The sequence below is a fragment of the Flavobacterium sp. HNIBRBA15423 genome, from assembly GCF_052655965.1.
This window is the reverse complement of the sequence record NZ_CP199751.1, coordinates 689,281-706,935: the sequence shown is the minus strand read 5'-3', so window position 1 is coordinate 706,935 and position 17,655 is coordinate 689,281. Positions and strand designations below refer to the sequence as shown.

The following is a 17,655-nucleotide window of genomic DNA, read 5'->3' as shown; positions in this document are numbered from 1 at the left end:
TTAGAAACATTAAACAAAAATTAATTTTTAATGGATACTTTCTGCTATTTTCAAAGCACATTTTTCCCCATCAATTGCAGCAGAAATAATTCCACCTGCATAACCAGCTCCTTCTCCACATGGATACAATCCTTTTATTTGAAAGTGTTCCAATGAAACTGGATCACGTGGAATTCTAACTGGTGAAGAGGTTCTACTTTCTGGAGCGTGTAAAATAGCCTCATTTGTAAAATAGCCACGCATTGATTTTCCAAATTGAACAAATCCTTCTCGCATCGTATTTGTTAAAAAACTTGGAAATACATCTCCTAATTCTACTGAAGTTGTTCCAGGAACATATGAAGTTTTAGGGATTTCTGAAGAGACTATCTTTTGAGTGAAATCGACCATTTTTTGAGCAGGTACTTTCTGACTTGAACCTGCTAATTGCCATGCTTTTTGCTCGATAGCTTTCTGAAATTCCATTCCTGCTAACGCTCCAAACTTTGCAAAAGGTTGAAAGTCTTCTAATCGCAATTCTACTACAATACCAGAATTTGCAGTCACCTGATCTCGTTTTGAAGGAGACCAACCATTTGTAACTACTTCACCTGGACTTGTAGCGCAAGGTGCTATTACACCTCCTGGACACATACAAAAGGAATACATTCCTCTTCCTGCTATTTGTTTTACTATTGAATAAGGAGCTGGTGGCAAAAATTCTCCTCTAAAATCGCAAGAATATTGAATTTTATCAATCAATTCTTGAGGATGTTCTGCACGAACACCAAGTGCAAAAGGTTTGGCTTCAATAAGAATTTCTTTTTTATCTAATAATTCAAAAATATCTCGAGCGGAATGTCCTGTAGCTAAAATTAGTTTTTTCGAATGAATTATAGTTCCATCTTTTAAAACCACTCCATTTATTTCACTGTTTTTAATTAAAATATCTATTACTTTAGCTTCAAACAAAACTTGTCCTCCACAAGCTCTAATTTTTTCTCTAATATCTTGAATAATCTGTGGTAATTTATTGGTTCCAATGTGAGGATGTGCTTCCACTAAAATCTCATCTGAAGCACCAAAACCAACTAATAATTGTAAGATTCTATCTACATCTCCTCTTTTTTTAGAACGAGTGTACAATTTACCATCAGAATAAGTTCCTGCTCCTCCTTCACCAAAACAATAGTTTGAATCTTCATTTACAATATGATCTACATTTATAGCTTTCAAATCTCTACGTCTGCCTCGCACATCTTTTCCTCGTTCTAAAACTATAGGTTTTAAACCTAACTCTATTAATTGCAAAGCGGCAAACAAACCTGCTGGACCAGCACCCACAACTATTACTTCTTGAGCATTAGTCACATTGGGATAATCTGGCAATTCTATTTTATTTTCAACAAAAGGCTCGTTTACCAAAAAAACCATAGCTTTAATATTAATTTTGATTGCTTTTTGTCTAGCATCAATAGAACGTTTCACCACAACTACTTTTTGAATTTCTTTTGGAGAAACTTGAAATAATTTGGCAACATGATTCGCTAACAAAGCTTCGTTAGCAGCTACTTCTGGTGAAACTTGAAATTGAAATTCGCGAGGCATTTTCTTGATATATTTTCTGCAAAAGTAAACAAATGAATTTAGTTTTTCGCTTCAAAAGCACGTAATGCAAAAGAAGCTAACCAATGTTCTCCTTCATAATTTCCATCAACAACTGAAGGTAATGAAAATTGTAAATGCCCATCGGCTATTTTTCTCAAATGGGAAAACTTTTTAGAATATTGGTTAGTTAGTCCATACAAATTCCAAGCTCTACTAAAATTTAATCCATCAAGATGCACTAAATGACCGTCTGTTCTATCTGAAACTTTTGCGGGTTGCCATTCAAAACTTTTTTTAAATAAATTAGGGGCAAATTTTTTCAACCAACTTAAGAATTCTTTTTCAGATAAAACGCGTTGCATCAATCCTATTTCTTCCATACAGGGTGACAAAAAATCGGTTCCACTAGGTTCCCAAGTAAACGGACAATTTTCATCACCAAAGTACATTCGTAAAGCATTTTCTTTTATAACGGTTTGAAATTCAATATTATTTGAATAAACTGCATAATCCCAAGCATGGGTTAAACCAAAAGCAGTATTTGAATGTGTTCCTACTCGAATAGGATACAACAATTTTGGTAGAAATTCGGTATATCTCTGAATTAATAAATTTGTTAATGGTTTTAAATTATCTGCTAAAGGCTTTGCAAAAGAATGTTTACTTTTCTCTAATTCCAATTGAAGTTTTAATAACCAATTCCAACCATAAGTTCTTTCATAAGATTTCTCATGAGGTTTACTTAAATAGGCTATTTCTTTTTCAATATTCTCTTTTGATAAATTAATTTGAAGTTTACCAATGATTTTTTCTTTATTTTCTAAGTTAGCAAAATTATTTAGCAAATAAATCAAACTCCAATGTCCGTGAACAGAAGAATGCCAATCGAAACAACCATAAAAAGCGGGATGCAATTCTTTAGGAGATAATAATTCTGAACCGTCAATCAAGAATTGGTTTAATTTATTAGGATATTCTTGTTGGAGACATTTTATAGGTAAAGTAGCTAAATGATTAGCTTGTTCTATTGTTAACTCTTGTGAGAAAATTTGGTTAACACAGAAAATAAGGAAGAAAAAGTTTTTCATTTGATAAAGTTTTCATCAAATTTAATAAAAACCTACCTTTGATACTTCTTTTCTAAAGAAAGCTATTTAAAAAGTATAAAATGCGTAAGATAAAATTAATTTGGGATTTTAAAGGTCAGGCTGCAGCTAAAACAGCAGAGCATCATGAAATACACTTAAAAGAATATATTCATAATGAAAGACTTTCTTTAAATATAACTGGATTTGAAATTATCAATGACATGTATGCAATTGCATTTCTAGTGGTTGAAGAAAAAGACATGATTCCTGTAAGAGATGTTTTAAAACCTCATCGTGGTGAAGTTTACATTTCTTAATTAAAGATTTGTTTCAGAAACTCTTTTGAAGTCATTCCTTCCTGTTTCTTAAATAATTTTACAAAATAATTAGCACTAGAAAAACCCAATTCATCAGCAATTTGAATCAAACTTAAATTGCGTTCTACTAACAAGCGTTTGCTTTCGAGAATAACTCTTTGAGTAATTAATTCTGTTACAGTTTTATTCAAAATAGTTTTGGTTATCCTATTCAAATGTTTCAACGTAATTGCCATTTTATCTGCATAGAAAGAAGGTGATTTTTCAGTCTTAAAATAGGCTTCCAATAATAGATCAAATTGCTTTAACTTATAATTGTAAATGGGCTTTTCTTGATTCATTTCAGAAGAGTAAATTCTTGAAATATCAATAAGAATTACATCTAAAAGATTCAACAGCTTATCCTTTTTATAACCCAAATTTGCACTACTCTCTTCAATCATTATATTAAAATAAGAGCTTAATTGTACTATGTTTTTTTCAGATAAAAGAATTTCAGGATTATTTTTAAAAGATTGAAAAAAAGGATATTGTTCAATTTTTTTACTTTCAAAATGCAGGTTAAATATTTCTTTAGAATAAAACACAATAAACCCTTCAATATCTGAAGAAAGTTGCCATGAATGAATTTGTCCAGGCTGCATTAAAAACAGACTTCCTTTAGTAATTTCGAAAGTGTCAAAATCTATAGTATGAGTTCCTTTTCCATTTGTAAAAAGGACCAACAAATAAAAATTATGTCGGTGCAACTTTTCAATAAAATGATGCTTCTTTAAATGTTCTTTAAAAGAATTGACATACCAATTATTATAAAATATATTTTGTTCAAAGTTTTCTATTTCATAAACAGGATATTGCTTCATATACAAAATGTCTTTTTTGTGCACTTTTTAGCGAATATACAAAACTTTCTAAAATGAATAATAGCTTAATTTTGCTAAAATTTAATAAAATGAAAAACAATATACTCAATCTTTTTAGCAACAAATGTCCTAACTGCTCAAAAGGTACTATCTTTAAAAATGGATTACTTAATTTAGGATTTGGTTTCCCCCAAATGCATAAAAATTGTCCTAATTGTAATTTTAAGTTTGAAAAAGAGCCTGGGTTCTTTTTTGGAGCCATGTTTGTAAATTATGCTCTTGGTTGTGCAGAAGCATTAATCATTTATTTTATTGCAACTCCTTTTTTTGATAAAACTTTCGATTTGAGAATTTTTCCTATTATAGGAGTAACTATTCTAACTCTTTCTATATTTAACATTAAACTATCTCGATTAATATGGATTTATATATTTAAAAACTATTCCAAATAAAATAGCCTCAATGATATAGATTGAGGCTATTTTATTTTTTAAATATTTTCTTAATTAGCTACTTCGCTAATAAATCTAATACGCATTAATCTTAATTCTTCGGTATCATAGTCACCATCAAATTCTTTTAGAGCATCTTTTATATTATCAGACTCCGATTCCATAAAATAATCATGAATTTCTTCTTGTTGGTCTTCATCAAGAATATCATCTAGCCAGTAACTAATGTTTAATTTTGTACCCGAATACACAATTTGTTCCATTTCTTTTAACAAACCATCCATATCAAGACCTTTTGCTTTTGCAATATCATCTAAAGCTAATTTTCTATCTACATTTTGAATAATATATAATTTCAAACCAGAATTAGCTCCAGTAGATTTCACTACTAAATCATCAGGACGAATGATATCATTATCCTCAACATATCTAGCTATTAGTTCTACAAAATCTTTTCCATATTTTTTAGCCTTGCCTTCTCCTACTCCATGAATATTTCCTAATTCTTCAACAGAAATAGGATATTTTAAAGCCATATCTTCTAATGAAGGATCTTGAAAAACCACAAAAGGTGGAACACTTAGTTTCTTAGCAACTTTTTTTCGCAAATCTTTTAGCATACTCATTAAAACCTCGTCTGTAGTTCCAGAAGATTTTGCAGCAGCCACAATATTTTCGTCTTCCGCTTCACTGTATTCGTGATCTTCAGACATCATAAAACTTATTGGATTTTTAATAAAATCTTCTCCTTTACTAGTCAACTTAATAATACCGTAAGTTTCAATATCTTTTTTAATATATCCAGCTACTAAAACTTGTCTTATTAATGCCATCCAATAGCGATCATCAAAATCACTGCCTTTTCCAAAAAAGGATTGATTATCAATCTTATGTGCTTTTACAATTGCATTTATTTTTCCAGTAAGAGCTAGTACAATCTCCTTAGATTTAAATTGTTCTTTAGTTTCTTTTACAACTTTTAACAATAATTGAACTTGGTCTTTGGCTTCAATTTTTTTCTTAGGATTACGCACATTATCGTCCATATCTGCTCCTTCACCTGTTTCAGAATCAAATTCTTCTCCAAAATAGTGCAACAAATATTTCCTTCTAGACATAGAAGTTTCAGCATAAGCAACCACTTCTTGTAATAAAGCATAACCAATTTCTTGTTCTGCCAAAGGTTTACCAGCCATAAACTTTTCTAACTTTTCAATATCTTTATAAGAATAATAAGCCAAGCAATGTCCTTCTCCACCATCTCTACCTGCTCTACCTGTTTCCTGATAGTAACTTTCTAATGATTTTGGAATATCATGATGAATAACAAAACGTACATCTGGTTTATCTATTCCCATACCAAAAGCAATAGTAGCCACAACCACATCTACATCTTCCATTAAGAACATATCTTGATGTTTGGCACGTGTTTTAGCATCTAATCCTGCATGATAAGGAACTGCACTAATTCCATTAACTTGAAGTAATTGTGCAATTTCTTCCACTTTTTTACGGCTCAAACAATAAATAACACCTGATTTTCCTTTATTCTGTTTTATAAATCGAATAATATCTCCTTCAATATTTTTTGTTTTTGGTCTTACTTCGTAAAATAAATTAGGCCTATTGAAAGAAGCTTTAAATGTATTAGCACTAGACATATCCAAATTTTTCAGAATATCCTCTTGTACTTTTGGAGTAGCAGTAGCTGTTAAACCAATAATAGGAATATCACCTAATTGCTTAATAATAAATTTTAAGTTTCTATATTCTGGTCTAAAATCATGACCCCATTCTGAAATACAGTGCGCTTCATCTATAGCAACAAATGATAGCTTCACTCCTTTCAAAAATTGAATATATTCATCTTTGGTTAATGATTCAGGAGCAACATATAACAATTTGGTCAACCCAGAAGTTATGTCGCTTTTTACTGCGTTTATTTCAGTTTTTGTCAATGAAGAATTTAATACATGGGCTATTCCCGATTCTGAACTTATGCCTCTAATGGCATCAACTTGATTCTTCATTAAGGCTATAAGCGGAGATACAACAATAGCAGTACCTTCTAAAACTAGCGCAGGAAGTTGATAGCATAGTGATTTTCCTCCACCCGTAGGCATAATAACAAAAGTATTATTTCCATAAATAATACTATTAACAACTTGTTCTTGAAGTCCTTTGAATTGGTTAAACCCGAAATATTTTTTTAATTCTTTGTGTAAATCAATTTCGTTTGGTTTCATTCTCTATTAATATGATTTTACCTAAATTTGCAAACATAAAGATACAATTTTCTTTAAAAAAACAAAACATTAATCTATTTAATACTTTGGACACAATAACAACCATTTTGAATTCGGTAAAAAACACCATTTTAACTGAAAGTAAGAGCATTGCTAATCTAACAGAATATATAACTGAAGACTTTGCCAAAGCCACAGAAACCATCTTAAATTCTAAAGGCAGATTGGTCATTACTGGTATTGGAAAAAGTGCCATTATAGCTCAAAAAATTGTAGCTACCTTAAATTCTACAGGAACACCTTCTGTTTTTCTTCATGCTGCTGAAGCGGTTCATGGTGATTTAGGAATGGTTTTACCTGATGATGTTATTATTTGTATTTCTAAAAGCGGTAATAGCCCTGAAATAAAAGTTTTAGTTCCTTTATTAAAACGTTTCGGTAATGTACTAATTGGAATGACAGCAGATACTAATTCCTTTTTAGGAAAAGAATCGCATTATATTTTACATGCTTATGTAGAAAGTGAAGCTTGTCCAAACAATCTAGCTCCTACTAATAGTACAACTGCTCAATTGGTCTTAGGGGATGCATTAGCTGTAGCATTAATGGAATTACGTAATTTTAAAAGTGAAGATTTTGCTATTTATCATCCTGGTGGTGCTTTAGGCAAAAAATTATTACTTAGAGTAAAAGACATGTTAGACACCACACATACACCACAAGTAACTCCAGATGCAAGTATCAAAAAAGTTATCATGGAAATTTCAGAAAAAAGATTAGGTGTAACCGCTGTCATTGATAATGAAAGTATTATAGGTATTATTACAGATGGAGATATTAGAAGAATGTTAAATACAAATGATACCTTTACACATTTGCATGCAAAAGATATTATGACTAAAAATCCTAAAAATATTAACTCTTCAATTTTAGTTGCAGATGCGTTAAGTATTTTAGAAAACAATGCTATAACTCAATTAGTAGTATCAGATGAAGGAAAATACAAAGGAATATTACATTTACATGACATTTTAAAAGAAGGTATTGTATAATGGCTAAGAAAAATTTAGGAGAAATGTCGTTTTTAGACCATCTTGAAGAATTAAGATGGTTATTAATAAGAGGTACTATTGCAATTCTTGCATGTTCAGTGATAGCTTTTTTCTTTAGTAATTTTATTTTTGATCAAATTCTTTTTGGTCCAAAAAATCCAAATTTCATTACTTATCAATTTTTTTGTGATCTTTCACAACAATTTGGCTTAAGTGAGAGTCTATGTGTATCGGAAATTAATTTACCAATACAGAACAGAGAAATGGGCGGACAATTTTCTATTCACATGTGGACCTCTATCACTGTAGGATTTATAGTATCATTTCCTTTCCTTTTGTGGGAAATTTGGAAGTTCATTAGTCCAGCTTTGTATGACAATGAGAAAAAATATGCTTCTGCTTTTATCATTATTTCATCACTTTTATTTTTTATTGGTGTCTTATTTGGTTATTATTTAATAGCTCCTTTATCAGTTCAATTTTTTGCGAGTTATATTGTTAGTGCTGAGATAAACAATTCAATTGATATAACATCTTATATCAGTTTAATGAAAACTTCTACAGTAGCGAGTGGTTTATTATTTGAATTACCTATAATTATCTATTTTTTAACCAAAATAGGCTTGGTAACACCCGAATTTTTAAGAAAGTACAGAAAATACACCCTAGTAATAATCTTAATTTTATCTGCAATTATAACACCACCAGATGTATTGAGCCAAATTATTGTTTCTATTCCAATAATGCTATTATATGAAATTAGTATTTTTATAAGTGCAGCCGTTGTTAAAAAACAAATTACCACAACCTCTTTAACAAAATAATATATTATGTCTAATTTAGTTCAAGAATTCAACGATTATCGTGCAAAAATGAATGAAAAATTGTTAGCCGATAACAATAAAGTGATTAAAAGAATATTTAATGTAGATACCAATGCTTATATGCCTGGAGCATTAGATGTCAAAACCAAAGAACTTTTAGGCTTAGTAGCCTCTGCTGTTTTACGTTGTGATGATTGCATCAAATACCATTTAGAAACCTCTCACAAAGAAGGAATTACTAAAGAAGAAATGATGGAAGCTATGGGAATTGCTACCTTAGTAGGTGGTACAATTGTAATACCTCATTTAAGAAGAGCTTATGAGTTTTGGGAAGCGCTGGAGGAAAGTGCTCAGTAATTAGTTACAGTGAGCAGTCTACGTATTCCGTTAAGCAATTAAAATTGATTAACAATCGCATCATCAAAAATGTTAATCTACTACCAATAAAATTTGAACTCACATTAAATTTTATATTTTTACAAACTCATTAGTAAATTGACACATTATCAAAATGAAATTAAGAGCAGAAAATTTAGTAAAGACCTATAAAAAAAGAAGTGTTGTAAAAGGGATTTCTGTAGAAGTAAACCAAGGAGAAATTGTAGGTTTATTAGGTCCTAATGGAGCTGGAAAAACAACTTCTTTTTACATGATTGTAGGATTAGTTAAACCTAATAGTGGTAATATTTATCTCGATGATATGGATATTACTAATTTTCCGATGTACAAGCGTGCACAAAACGGAATTGGTTATTTAGCCCAAGAAGCATCTGTTTTTAGAAAATTAAGCATCGAAGATAATATTTTGAGTGTATTGCAATTAACCTCGCTTTCAAAGGCTGAACAAGAAGCAAAAATGGAAGAATTAATCGCAGAATTTGCCTTAGAACACATTCGTACTAATAGAGGAGATTTACTTTCTGGTGGTGAAAGAAGACGTACAGAAATTGCAAGAGCTTTAGCAACTGATCCAAAATTTATTTTATTAGACGAACCTTTTGCAGGTGTTGACCCTGTTGCTGTAGAAGACATTCAAAGAATTGTGGCACAATTAAAAAACAAAAATATTGGTATTTTAATAACTGACCATAACGTACAAGAAACGTTAGCTATTACCGACAAAACATATTTAATGTTTGAAGGAGGAATTCTTAAAGCAGGAAAACCAGAAGAATTAGCAGAAGATGAAGTAGTAAGACGTGTTTATCTAGGACAAAACTTTGAATTAAGAAAGAAAAAAATCGATTTTGAAGCCCCAAAAACGACCATAATTCATGGAAAAGGAGAACTTATGAAAGAGGAACAAAATAAAGAATAGAAGAAAAGAGAGAACTGATTAGTTCTCTTTTTTGTTTTTGACTTAAGAGGTTTGCCTGTATTTAAATAATTAGGAGCACCGCAAATAGTCTTCAGTAGAAAATTCCACCCGCTTTCCGCGTTACATGGTAACTTGCTACAATCGGGGCTAAAATAGAACTTTAGTCTTTTTAAACGCTAAGCAAAATCTCAAAATAATTAGTCCTCAAAGTCAGGAGACTTTGCCTTTACTTTGGATTAGATAAAAAATGATTAAATTTATTCAAAGGAAAGCAGAGGTGAACTTTAGACTTTGCTAGTATAAGAACTATGCTCCGCAGTAGTCCTCTGCCTTCTCCTTGAACCCAGTTGAATTGCTTCAAATAGAATGATAGACATAGCGGTCTAATAAAGGCTCTAAAGAAGTTCAACATTTTTGTTTATCCTAATCTCAAAGTTATGAAAAATTATTTATTTCACTCAGGAATTGACATTTCAAAATTAAAGTTAGATGTAAACCTATTAAATTCTCAAACATTACAGTCAGAACATTTTGTGATTAATAATAATCCAAAATCAATAAAGGAATTTGTAAAACTATTGACTAAACGAAAAATTGATGTAAAAGACATTTTGTTTTGTTGTGAAAATACAGGTGTTTACACCAATCATTTAAGTTATATTTTATTAGGTTTGAAATTAGATTTATGGATTGTTCCAGCTATTGAAATCAAACGTTCAAAAGGAATATCAAGAGGTAAAAATGACAAAACAGATGCTAAAGATATTTCATATTATAGTTTTAGAAATATTGATAAATTAAGATTAAACGAGTTGGTAGAAATTGATATACAAAAATTAAAAATGCTTTATACAGAAAGAGAAAAAGCACTTAAATCCTTATTGCTTCTGGAAACAACCAAGGAAAATAGCGAGTTTGTTATTAAAGAGGTTTATAAAGAAGTTTTACCAATCAACCAATCTTTGATAAATAGTATCAAAAAAAGTATCTGTAAAATTGAGAAGAGAATTAAAGAAATAATCAAATCCAATGAAAAATTAAACAATCAATATAAATTAATAAAATCAGTTCCTGGTATTGGTGAGCAAACAAGTCTTTATTTTATTATAGCGACAAAAGCATTTTCCTCTTTTAAAAACTGGAGACAATTTGCTTGTTATTCTGGAGTTGCCCCATTTGAATATAGTTCTGGAACAAGTATAAAAGGAAGAACTAAAGTAAATCATATGGCTGATAAAAAAATGAAGTCATTATTGCAAATGTGTGCCATGACCACATTAAAATATGATCCACAATTGAAGGAGTACTATTCAAAGAAGAAAGAAGAAGGTAAAAACTCAATGCTTGTATTAAACAATATTAGATGCAAACTTATAAGTAGAGTCTTTGCTGTTGTAAACAGAGAAACTCCATATATCAATACTTATAAATTTGCATCATAAAATTTAATCTTTTTTAGTTGTTTTTTATCATAGAATGCGGAGCTGGATAATAATCTGAAGTATGATCTCTATGAAGTCTTCAGTTTTATCTACTTTTTTGTACTATAATTGAAATTACATTGTTAAGTGTTTACAATTCATTAGTCGGGTCACTCGGAATAGGAATGGGTCTATACATTTTTTTTAGATGCCTTTTAAGTTGAAAAAAACGAGCAATTCCTATAGAAATAACAATCATAGAAAGTGTTAGAGAAAAATATCCCAACCACTTAATTTCTTCCAAATCTTTCATACCTAAAAATGCAATTCCACCAAGTATAAGATAAAGTGATGTTCTGATATAAGACAAAAGTGTTCTTTCATTAGCTAATTTAGTACGTTCCATTGCCAAATGATCACGTAGAATGATATCTTCTTTTTTTTCATAGTCATTTGTGAACTTGACCATTTTTTTGATTTTATTTATCATTTGCTATCTCAGTTTTTATGTGATTAAATTTTATAAAGTGCATAATAAATACTATGTCTAAAATAATTAAAGTCATGCCTTTTCTCATAAATTAAAAAGAAAAAATAAGGAGATGATAAAAGAAAACGGTTATCCAAATAATGATACTAAACTATGTATCCTAACTTTCAAGTAATTATTGTTTTACCATCATGCAGTAGTCCTAAAATGGTTTATACTATTTTTCTATTTAATGATGTGGCAACTTTTCAACATCAAAGTTACTAAAAATTTTTAATGTTTGTTTAACCACTTCATCTTCAAATCACCAAACTAATATACGTAGATTATATTTATATTTTAATTTCCTTGGTAATGGTATTTAAGTCAGTTGTGAATTATACCGTGAATTGAAAAACAACTTCTTCTTTAGCACATCCCAATATAATTTTTAAAATGCTACATCGAAAAATACTTAAAAGGAACATATAACATTCCAAAACATTCTCCATGTTCTTTTCCTAAATGCTTGTGATGAATTTTATGGGCTTTTCTTAAACCTACTAAATACTTGTTTTTAGTATTCTTAAACCATTTAAAACGCTGGTGTATTAAAACATCATGTATTAAAAAGTAAGCCATACCATATAACATAATTCCTAAACCTATAAAGAATAAATAATTTAGCTCTGGGTTTACTCCAAAATAAAGCAAAGCAATACTTGGTACTGCAAAAATTACAAAAAACGCATCGTTTTTTTCAAAAACACCTTGGTATTTAGGTTGGTGATGATCTTCATGCAAATACCATAAAAAACCATGCATTACAAATTTATGAGTTAACCAAGTTACTCCTTCCATTGTTAGAAAAGTAAATAGTGTAACTAGAATATATAATAAAATAGACATTAGGCAATAATATTTAATTGATAACGAACGTAAGATTTTCCCAAAATTACTAATTTTAAAGGATTTGATACGCTAATTCGCTTACTTAAAAACTCCTCTGGTTGCGTTTTATTAATCTTTTTCATTAAACTTTTATAATAACGATAAGCTGTGTAAACACCAAATTTTGCTTCAGCTGGCAATCGTAGAACTCCTTTAAATGCCTCTTCAAAATCAGTATTAATTTCTGTTACTATTTGCTCCTTATTAGCATTGGTCAAAGAAGAAAAATTAATACCCGGAAAATACACCCTACCTAGTGTTTCATAATCATGTTTCAAATCTCTCAAGAAATTAACTTTTTGAAAAGCTGAACCTAATTTCATTGCACTCTCCTTTAATTCCTCATACTTTGCAATATCTCCTTTTACAAATACTTTTAAACACATTAAGCCTACTACATCAGCTGAACCATAAATATATTCTTCATATTCTGCTACAGAATTGTATTCTTTTTTAGTTAAATCCATTCGCATACTCTTCAGAAATGGAGGAACCAAATCATGCAATCCATATTCATGAACAACTCTTTGAAATGCATTTAAGATAGGATTTAAACTTATTTTTCTCTTTAATGCTTTTTCATATTCGGCTTGAAATTCATCTAACAAAACTTCTTGTTCATAGCCCTCAAAAGTATCTACAATTTCATCCGCACAACGCACAAACCCATAAATTGCATAAATTTCTTCTTGGATTTCTGGTGCCAACATTTTAATAGCCAATGAGAAAGAAGTACTATACTTCTTGGTAATTATTTTACTGCATTCAATAGATGCTTGGTCGAATAATGCTTTCATATATGCAAATTTTATTTGTAGGTAGCCAAATATGCTATCGCTTTTTTATTGATGTTTTTTTCAAAAAAGAAACCTATTATTAGCGATTTCATTATGAGAATTCTTTTATAATTTTTTCACTAACAATTTTTCCAGAAATCAATGAAGGAGGAACACCAGGTCCAGGAACTGTTAATTGTCCTGTAAAAAATAAATTTCGAACTTTTCTACTCTTTATTTTGGGTCTAAGAAATGCGGTTTGGGTTAGAATATTTGCTAATCCGTAAGCATTTCCTTTATAGGAATTATAATCTTTTATAAAATCATTCACACAGTATGATTCTACGAATATAATATTTTGCTTTAAAGTCTGTTGTGTTGTTCTTTCAAGTCTATCTATAATAATATCAAAATACTTTTTTCGAATAGCTTCTGTATCTTCTAAACCTGGAGCAATTGGTATTAAAAAAGTAGCTGCTTCTTTCCCTTCTGGTGCAAAAAACGAATCGGTTTTTGAAGGAAAACTTGCATAGTACAAAGGTTCTTTTGGCCATTCTTTAGTGTCATATATTTCTCTTGCATGCGGTTCAAACGGTGTATCAAAAAACAACGTATGATGAGATACATTTTCCAACTTTTTATCAAAACCTACATAAAATAGCAAAGAAGATGGTGCAAATATTTTATTTTCCCAATATTTCTCAGAATACATCCTATTTTTTTCTTCCAATAATTGTTCAGAATGATGATAATCAGCTCCACTAAGCACAATGTTTGCCAATTCAGTTCTACCATTTACAACTACACCAACAGCTTTTTCATCTTCAACTAAAATTTTTGAAATAGTAGCATTGGTAACAATTTCAACACCTAAATCTATTGCTAAATCTTGCATAGCTTCAACAACCGAAAACATTCCTTTTTTAGGATGCCAAGTACCAAGACCGAAATCTGCAAAATTCATAAAACTATAAAAAGAAGGTGTATTTGATGGTTTTGCTCCTAAAAACAAAACGGGAAACTCTAAAATTTTAATCAGCTTTTCATTTTTAAATCGCTTTCTAACTTCTTTAGAAATGGTAGAAAAAAACTGCCCAACTCTAGCTATAGTTTCAGTTGTTACAAGTTCTAAAGGAGAATCTCCTGGCTTATAAACCATTTTATCTACAGCAATGGCATAATTATCTTGAGCTTCTTTAATGAAAGAACGCAATTTTTTTTCGCTTCCTTTTTCTATCTTTTCAAAAGTAGCTGCTATATCATCTAAGTTATCTGAAATTGTTACTTTCTCATTCCCTTCAAAATAAACATCATAAGCAGGCGATAATTTTTCTAAATCATAGTAATCCGAAACTTTTTTACCAAAATCTGCAAAAAATTTCTCAAAAACACCTGGCATCCAGTACCATGTAGGTCCAATATCAAAATGAAAACCTTCTCTTGAAAGTCTTCTAGCCCTACCTCCTACAGATGCATTCTTTTCATAGACAGTAACTTTATTTCCTGCTTTCGCTAAATAACAAGCCGCTGACAAAGAGGCAAACCCAGAACCAATGACAATTATTTTTTTATCCATTATTACTATTTATGTAGTAAACAATTTATACTTAATTTTTATATGCTTAATAGCAAACTCTCAATGCTGGAATAAAAAGTTATGCTCTCATATTTGTTAGCTACATGTTCAATTTGTCTTCCTAAAACATAAAATTTATTTTTAGAATCTCTCAAAATAGTTTGTTGAAATTCAGCCAAATAAGCATCAACCTCATCTGCAGAAGGCTGAACTGTAAAATAGGATATAAAATGAACCTCGTCAAAATAAATTTTCATATCTTCTAAATCTTTCATAGGAACACTTTCTCCTAAATATAAAGTACTATGACCTTTATTAAGAAGAAGATAATTAATAAAAATTAACCCAAGTTCATGTATTTCATTTAAAGGCAAATACAATACAAAAACTTTCTTTCTATCATAATTTATTTTCTGATGCACCGCTTCTATAGCTGTATATAGTTTTTGTCTAATTAAAGAACTTATAAAATGTTCATGTATAGGTTTAAGAGTTGAAGTTTGCCAAAGCACCCCTATTTCGTCTAAAAAAGGAATAAAAACCTCATAGAAAATTTCTTCAAAAGATTTTGTTTCTGTTAACTTATTATAAGTGTCATGAAATAATTTTGCATCAAAATTAAACATCGCATATTTAAACGAAGATATAGCTAAAGAAGAACTGTTTTTATTAGAATATATTTGCTTGACTAAGCTATTCATCTCTTCATTGGAAAGAGAAGATATTTTTGAAATTTTATATCCAAAATTATTAAGAAAGGTAATATTAAGTAATTTTAATAAATCTTCAGAATCATACGATCTTACATTATTCTCATTCCTATCAGGAGAAAAGATAGAATAGCGTTTTTCCCATATTCTTATAGTATGAGCCTTTATCCCTGAAAGGTTTTCAAGGTCTTTTACACTAAAGGAAGTTTTAATATTGTTCATCGTTTTTTAAAATTCGTTAAACAAATATAAAACTATTTTTTAATTATGGTTTAGTTGTATCAATAAATTTAACAAAATCCCCATTAAAAACATTCAAATCAATCATTCCTTCAACACCTTCAACTTTGGCCTTTTCTGTAAATTGCCATAACAACCATTCTTTTTCAGGTTTTTTCTTCCAAATATTATAATTGGCTATCCAAAAAGGATAATCTGAAAACTCTCTCTTCAAAAAATCATTGTAATAACTTTCTCCTGAATAAATAATGGGTTTAATCTTATAATGTTTTTCTATTTTTGTAAGCCAGCGTCTTAAGCCTACCTTCAAACTATCTAAAGATTGCGATTTAGGTAACTTTTCAATATCTAAAACAGGAGGAAAATCGCCCTTGTTTAAATGAACCGTTTTTATAAAATTATTGGCTTGAAGAATAGAATTTTCATTAGGTCTATAATAATGATAAGCACCTCTAATAATGTCATTTTTTTTGGCACCATTCCAATTGCGTTTAAATTCAGAATCGATTTTATCTTTTCCAGCAGTAGCACGAATAAAAACAAATGATAATGCGAAAGTATCTTCTATTTTACCTAATTTATCCCATTCTATTTTGCCTTGGTATTCCGAAACATCTAGTCCAAAAAGACAGTCTTTATGCTCACTCAAAACTTCATAAATTCGAATATCTGCAATTTTTCTTTCTTCTTTAGACAAATCATCAACATTCTTACTTGTTTTAAAACCAAGATAATACAAAACTCCATCTTTAAATTGATAGACTCCTAAACCAAGAATACTAATTAGTAAGAAAAAAAAAGAATAAAATACTATTCTTCCAGAAGACCATCCTTTTTTCTTTTTGATTCTCTTTTTTGGAGTAGCATAAGTATTTTTTGATGGCACAGGAAGTTTATTTTTTTTGAAATGTATTTACCAATAATGAAATAACAATATAACTAAGTATAATTAAAGGTATAGCAATAAAATTAAGCATCAGAATTAAAACAAGTGCAAAAAGTAAAAATAGAATTTGAAGTTTAGCGTCTTGCCAACTGAATTTTTTAAATTTCAATGAAAATAAAGGTATTTCTGCATTTAAAAGATAACAACTTAAAAGTGTAATAACCAACAATAAGTAAGGGTTATTCAAGGCATCTGTCAACCAGTGATAAGTATCTACATATTGTATCATAGGAATACTCATGATAAATAAAGTATTGGCAGGTGTGGGCAAACCAATGAACGAATTGGTTTGTCTAGTATCAATATTAAAATTAGCCAAACGATAACAAGAAGCTAATGGTATTAAAAGACCTAAATAAGGAACGATGCCCATATAGTAAGTTTCTTCAGTAAGCATATACTCCGTTTGATTTTGTTGAATAGTATCAAACAATTTGAACATTAATAAACCGGGTGCAACTCCACTTGTAACCATATCTGCTAAAGAATCTAACTGCAAACCTAAATCACTTTGTGCATGCAGTTTTCGTGCTAAAAATCCGTCCCAAAAATCAAAAAATATCCCTAAACATACAAATAAAAAAGCATGGTCATAATAACCATTAAAAATAGAAATTATAGCGATTAAGCCACTTAATAAGTTTAAAAGTGTGAAAGTATTTGGTATTGTTTTTTTAATGCTCATAATGTAATGCTTAAAAATTGCCCTTTGATTGTTTTCTAACCCTGATGGTAGTAAAAATCCTTTTATTGCTTGAAAAAAATTGAATTTAGTAGCACATTTATCTAGCAATAAAAGATTGTAACGAACAGCAGGAA

General features: G+C 29.7%; 18 protein-coding genes. 7 read left to right on the top strand and 11 right to left on the bottom strand.

The window, feature by feature from the left end; translation table 11 throughout:
- Window positions 1–27 precede the first annotated feature (27 nt).
- Window positions 28–1,587 carry an FAD-dependent protein gene (locus ACULEV_RS03155; RefSeq protein WP_445457223.1) on the bottom strand — a complete coding sequence of 520 codons (1,560 nt, stop codon included), beginning with the start codon at window positions 1,585–1,587 and terminating at the stop codon, window positions 28–30.
- A gap of 38 nt (window positions 1,588–1,625) precedes the next feature.
- The gene (locus ACULEV_RS03150; protein ID WP_445457222.1) at window positions 1,626–2,675 is read right to left on the bottom strand and encodes a DUF2891 domain-containing protein; all 1,050 of its coding nucleotides are present in this window, start codon (window positions 2,673–2,675) and stop codon (window positions 1,626–1,628) included.
- 80 nt (window positions 2,676–2,755) lie between these two features.
- Between ACULEV_RS03150 and ACULEV_RS03145 the strand changes: the two genes are divergently transcribed.
- Window positions 2,756–2,992 (top strand): hypothetical protein, encoded by a 237-nt coding sequence (locus ACULEV_RS03145; RefSeq protein ID WP_445457221.1) that lies wholly within the window; start codon window positions 2,756–2,758, stop codon window positions 2,990–2,992.
- On the opposite strand, the gene ACULEV_RS03140 is transcribed toward ACULEV_RS03145, so the two are convergent.
- A complete protein-coding gene (locus ACULEV_RS03140; RefSeq protein WP_445457220.1) occupies window positions 2,989–3,855 on the bottom strand; it encodes an AraC family transcriptional regulator in 867 nt (288 codons plus the stop codon). The genes ACULEV_RS03145 and ACULEV_RS03140 overlap by 4 nt on opposite strands.
- Before the next feature lie 89 nt (window positions 3,856–3,944).
- Between ACULEV_RS03140 and ACULEV_RS03135 the strand changes: the two genes are divergently transcribed.
- A complete protein-coding gene (locus tag ACULEV_RS03135; RefSeq protein ID WP_445457219.1) occupies window positions 3,945–4,307 on the top strand; it encodes a DUF983 domain-containing protein in 363 nt (120 codons plus the stop codon).
- Between the two features lie 50 nt (window positions 4,308–4,357).
- On the opposite strand, the gene recQ is transcribed toward ACULEV_RS03135, so the two are convergent.
- Window positions 4,358–6,553 (bottom strand): DNA helicase RecQ, encoded by a 2,196-nt coding sequence (gene recQ / locus ACULEV_RS03130; RefSeq protein WP_445457218.1) that lies wholly within the window; start codon window positions 6,551–6,553, stop codon window positions 4,358–4,360.
- An 86-nt stretch (window positions 6,554–6,639) separates the two neighbouring features.
- Here recQ and ACULEV_RS03125 point away from each other — a divergent pair, with 86 nt between their 5' ends.
- From ACULEV_RS03125 to ACULEV_RS03105, 5 genes are all read left to right on the top strand, one after another.
- Entirely contained in the window at window positions 6,640–7,605 is a 966-nt protein-coding gene (locus ACULEV_RS03125; protein WP_445457217.1) for a KpsF/GutQ family sugar-phosphate isomerase, read from the top strand.
- Window positions 7,605–8,429 (top strand): twin-arginine translocase subunit TatC, encoded by an 825-nt coding sequence (gene tatC / locus ACULEV_RS03120; RefSeq protein WP_445457216.1) that lies wholly within the window; start codon window positions 7,605–7,607, stop codon window positions 8,427–8,429. The genes ACULEV_RS03125 and tatC overlap by 1 nt, the downstream gene beginning before the upstream one ends.
- 6 nt (window positions 8,430–8,435) lie before the next feature.
- Window positions 8,436–8,786, top strand: coding sequence for a carboxymuconolactone decarboxylase family protein (locus ACULEV_RS03115; RefSeq protein ID WP_445457215.1), 351 nt, complete (start codon window positions 8,436–8,438; stop codon window positions 8,784–8,786).
- A 154-nt stretch (window positions 8,787–8,940) separates the two neighbouring features.
- The gene (gene lptB / locus ACULEV_RS03110; RefSeq protein WP_445457214.1) at window positions 8,941–9,747 is read left to right on the top strand and encodes an LPS export ABC transporter ATP-binding protein; all 807 of its coding nucleotides are present in this window, start codon (window positions 8,941–8,943) and stop codon (window positions 9,745–9,747) included.
- Window positions 9,748–10,184: 437 nt separating this feature from the next.
- Complete coding sequence (locus ACULEV_RS03105; RefSeq protein ID WP_445454988.1) at window positions 10,185–11,189, top strand: IS110 family transposase; 1,005 nt, start codon at window positions 10,185–10,187, stop codon at window positions 11,187–11,189.
- Window positions 11,190–11,319: 130 nt separating this feature from the next.
- On the opposite strand, the gene ACULEV_RS03100 is transcribed toward ACULEV_RS03105, so the two are convergent.
- The 7 genes from ACULEV_RS03100 to ACULEV_RS03070 form a co-directional block, all read right to left on the bottom strand.
- On the bottom strand, window positions 11,320–11,637 hold the full coding sequence (locus tag ACULEV_RS03100) for a DUF202 domain-containing protein (RefSeq protein WP_445457213.1): 318 nt from the start codon (window positions 11,635–11,637) through the stop codon (window positions 11,320–11,322).
- A gap of 459 nt (window positions 11,638–12,096) precedes the next feature.
- On the bottom strand, window positions 12,097–12,546 hold the full coding sequence (locus ACULEV_RS03095; protein WP_445457212.1) for a sterol desaturase family protein: 450 nt from the start codon (window positions 12,544–12,546) through the stop codon (window positions 12,097–12,099).
- On the bottom strand, window positions 12,546–13,385 hold the full coding sequence (locus tag ACULEV_RS03090) for a phytoene/squalene synthase family protein (RefSeq protein ID WP_445457211.1): 840 nt from the start codon (window positions 13,383–13,385) through the stop codon (window positions 12,546–12,548). The genes ACULEV_RS03095 and ACULEV_RS03090 overlap by 1 nt, the downstream gene beginning before the upstream one ends.
- Before the next feature lie 91 nt (window positions 13,386–13,476).
- On the bottom strand, window positions 13,477–14,940 hold the full coding sequence (locus ACULEV_RS03085; protein ID WP_445457210.1) for a phytoene desaturase family protein: 1,464 nt from the start codon (window positions 14,938–14,940) through the stop codon (window positions 13,477–13,479).
- A gap of 38 nt (window positions 14,941–14,978) precedes the next feature.
- On the bottom strand, window positions 14,979–15,872 hold the full coding sequence (locus tag ACULEV_RS03080; protein ID WP_445457209.1) for a MerR family transcriptional regulator: 894 nt from the start codon (window positions 15,870–15,872) through the stop codon (window positions 14,979–14,981).
- 43 nt (window positions 15,873–15,915) lie between these two features.
- Entirely contained in the window at window positions 15,916–16,776 is an 861-nt protein-coding gene (locus ACULEV_RS03075) for a glycoside hydrolase family 25 protein (protein ID WP_445457208.1), read from the bottom strand.
- 7 nt (window positions 16,777–16,783) lie between these two features.
- Window positions 16,784–17,521, bottom strand: coding sequence for a CDP-alcohol phosphatidyltransferase family protein (locus tag ACULEV_RS03070; protein WP_445457207.1), 738 nt, complete (start codon window positions 17,519–17,521; stop codon window positions 16,784–16,786).
- Between the last annotated feature and the right edge of the window lie 134 nt (window positions 17,522–17,655).

Bases quoted from the DNA above. Each gene is read 5' to 3' on its own strand.
- ACULEV_RS03155 (WP_445457223.1), bottom strand. From the start codon at position 1,587: ATGCCTCGCGAATTTCAATTTCAAGTTTCACCAGAAGTAGCTGCTAAC.
- ACULEV_RS03150 (WP_445457222.1), bottom strand. From the start codon at position 2,675: ATGAAAAACTTTTTCTTCCTTATTTTCTGTGTTAACCAAATTTTCTCA.
- ACULEV_RS03145 (WP_445457221.1), top strand. From the start codon at position 2,756: ATGCGTAAGATAAAATTAATTTGGGATTTTAAAGGTCAGGCTGCAGCT.
- ACULEV_RS03140 (WP_445457220.1), bottom strand. From the start codon at position 3,855: ATGAAGCAATATCCTGTTTATGAAATAGAAAACTTTGAACAAAATATA.
- ACULEV_RS03135 (WP_445457219.1), top strand. From the start codon at position 3,945: ATGAAAAACAATATACTCAATCTTTTTAGCAACAAATGTCCTAACTGC.
- recQ (WP_445457218.1), bottom strand. From the start codon at position 6,553: ATGAAACCAAACGAAATTGATTTACACAAAGAATTAAAAAAATATTTC.
- tatC (WP_445457216.1), top strand. From the start codon at position 7,605: ATGGCTAAGAAAAATTTAGGAGAAATGTCGTTTTTAGACCATCTTGAA.
- ACULEV_RS03115 (WP_445457215.1), top strand. From the start codon at position 8,436: ATGTCTAATTTAGTTCAAGAATTCAACGATTATCGTGCAAAAATGAAT.
- lptB (WP_445457214.1), top strand. From the start codon at position 8,941: ATGAAATTAAGAGCAGAAAATTTAGTAAAGACCTATAAAAAAAGAAGT.
- ACULEV_RS03105 (WP_445454988.1), top strand. From the start codon at position 10,185: ATGAAAAATTATTTATTTCACTCAGGAATTGACATTTCAAAATTAAAG.
- ACULEV_RS03100 (WP_445457213.1), bottom strand. From the start codon at position 11,637: ATGGTCAAGTTCACAAATGACTATGAAAAAAAAGAAGATATCATTCTA.
- ACULEV_RS03095 (WP_445457212.1), bottom strand. From the start codon at position 12,546: ATGTCTATTTTATTATATATTCTAGTTACACTATTTACTTTTCTAACA.
- ACULEV_RS03090 (WP_445457211.1), bottom strand. From the start codon at position 13,385: ATGAAAGCATTATTCGACCAAGCATCTATTGAATGCAGTAAAATAATT.
- ACULEV_RS03085 (WP_445457210.1), bottom strand. From the start codon at position 14,940: ATGGATAAAAAAATAATTGTCATTGGTTCTGGGTTTGCCTCTTTGTCA.
- ACULEV_RS03080 (WP_445457209.1), bottom strand. From the start codon at position 15,872: ATGAACAATATTAAAACTTCCTTTAGTGTAAAAGACCTTGAAAACCTT.
- ACULEV_RS03070 (WP_445457207.1), bottom strand. From the start codon at position 17,521: ATGAGCATTAAAAAAACAATACCAAATACTTTCACACTTTTAAACTTA.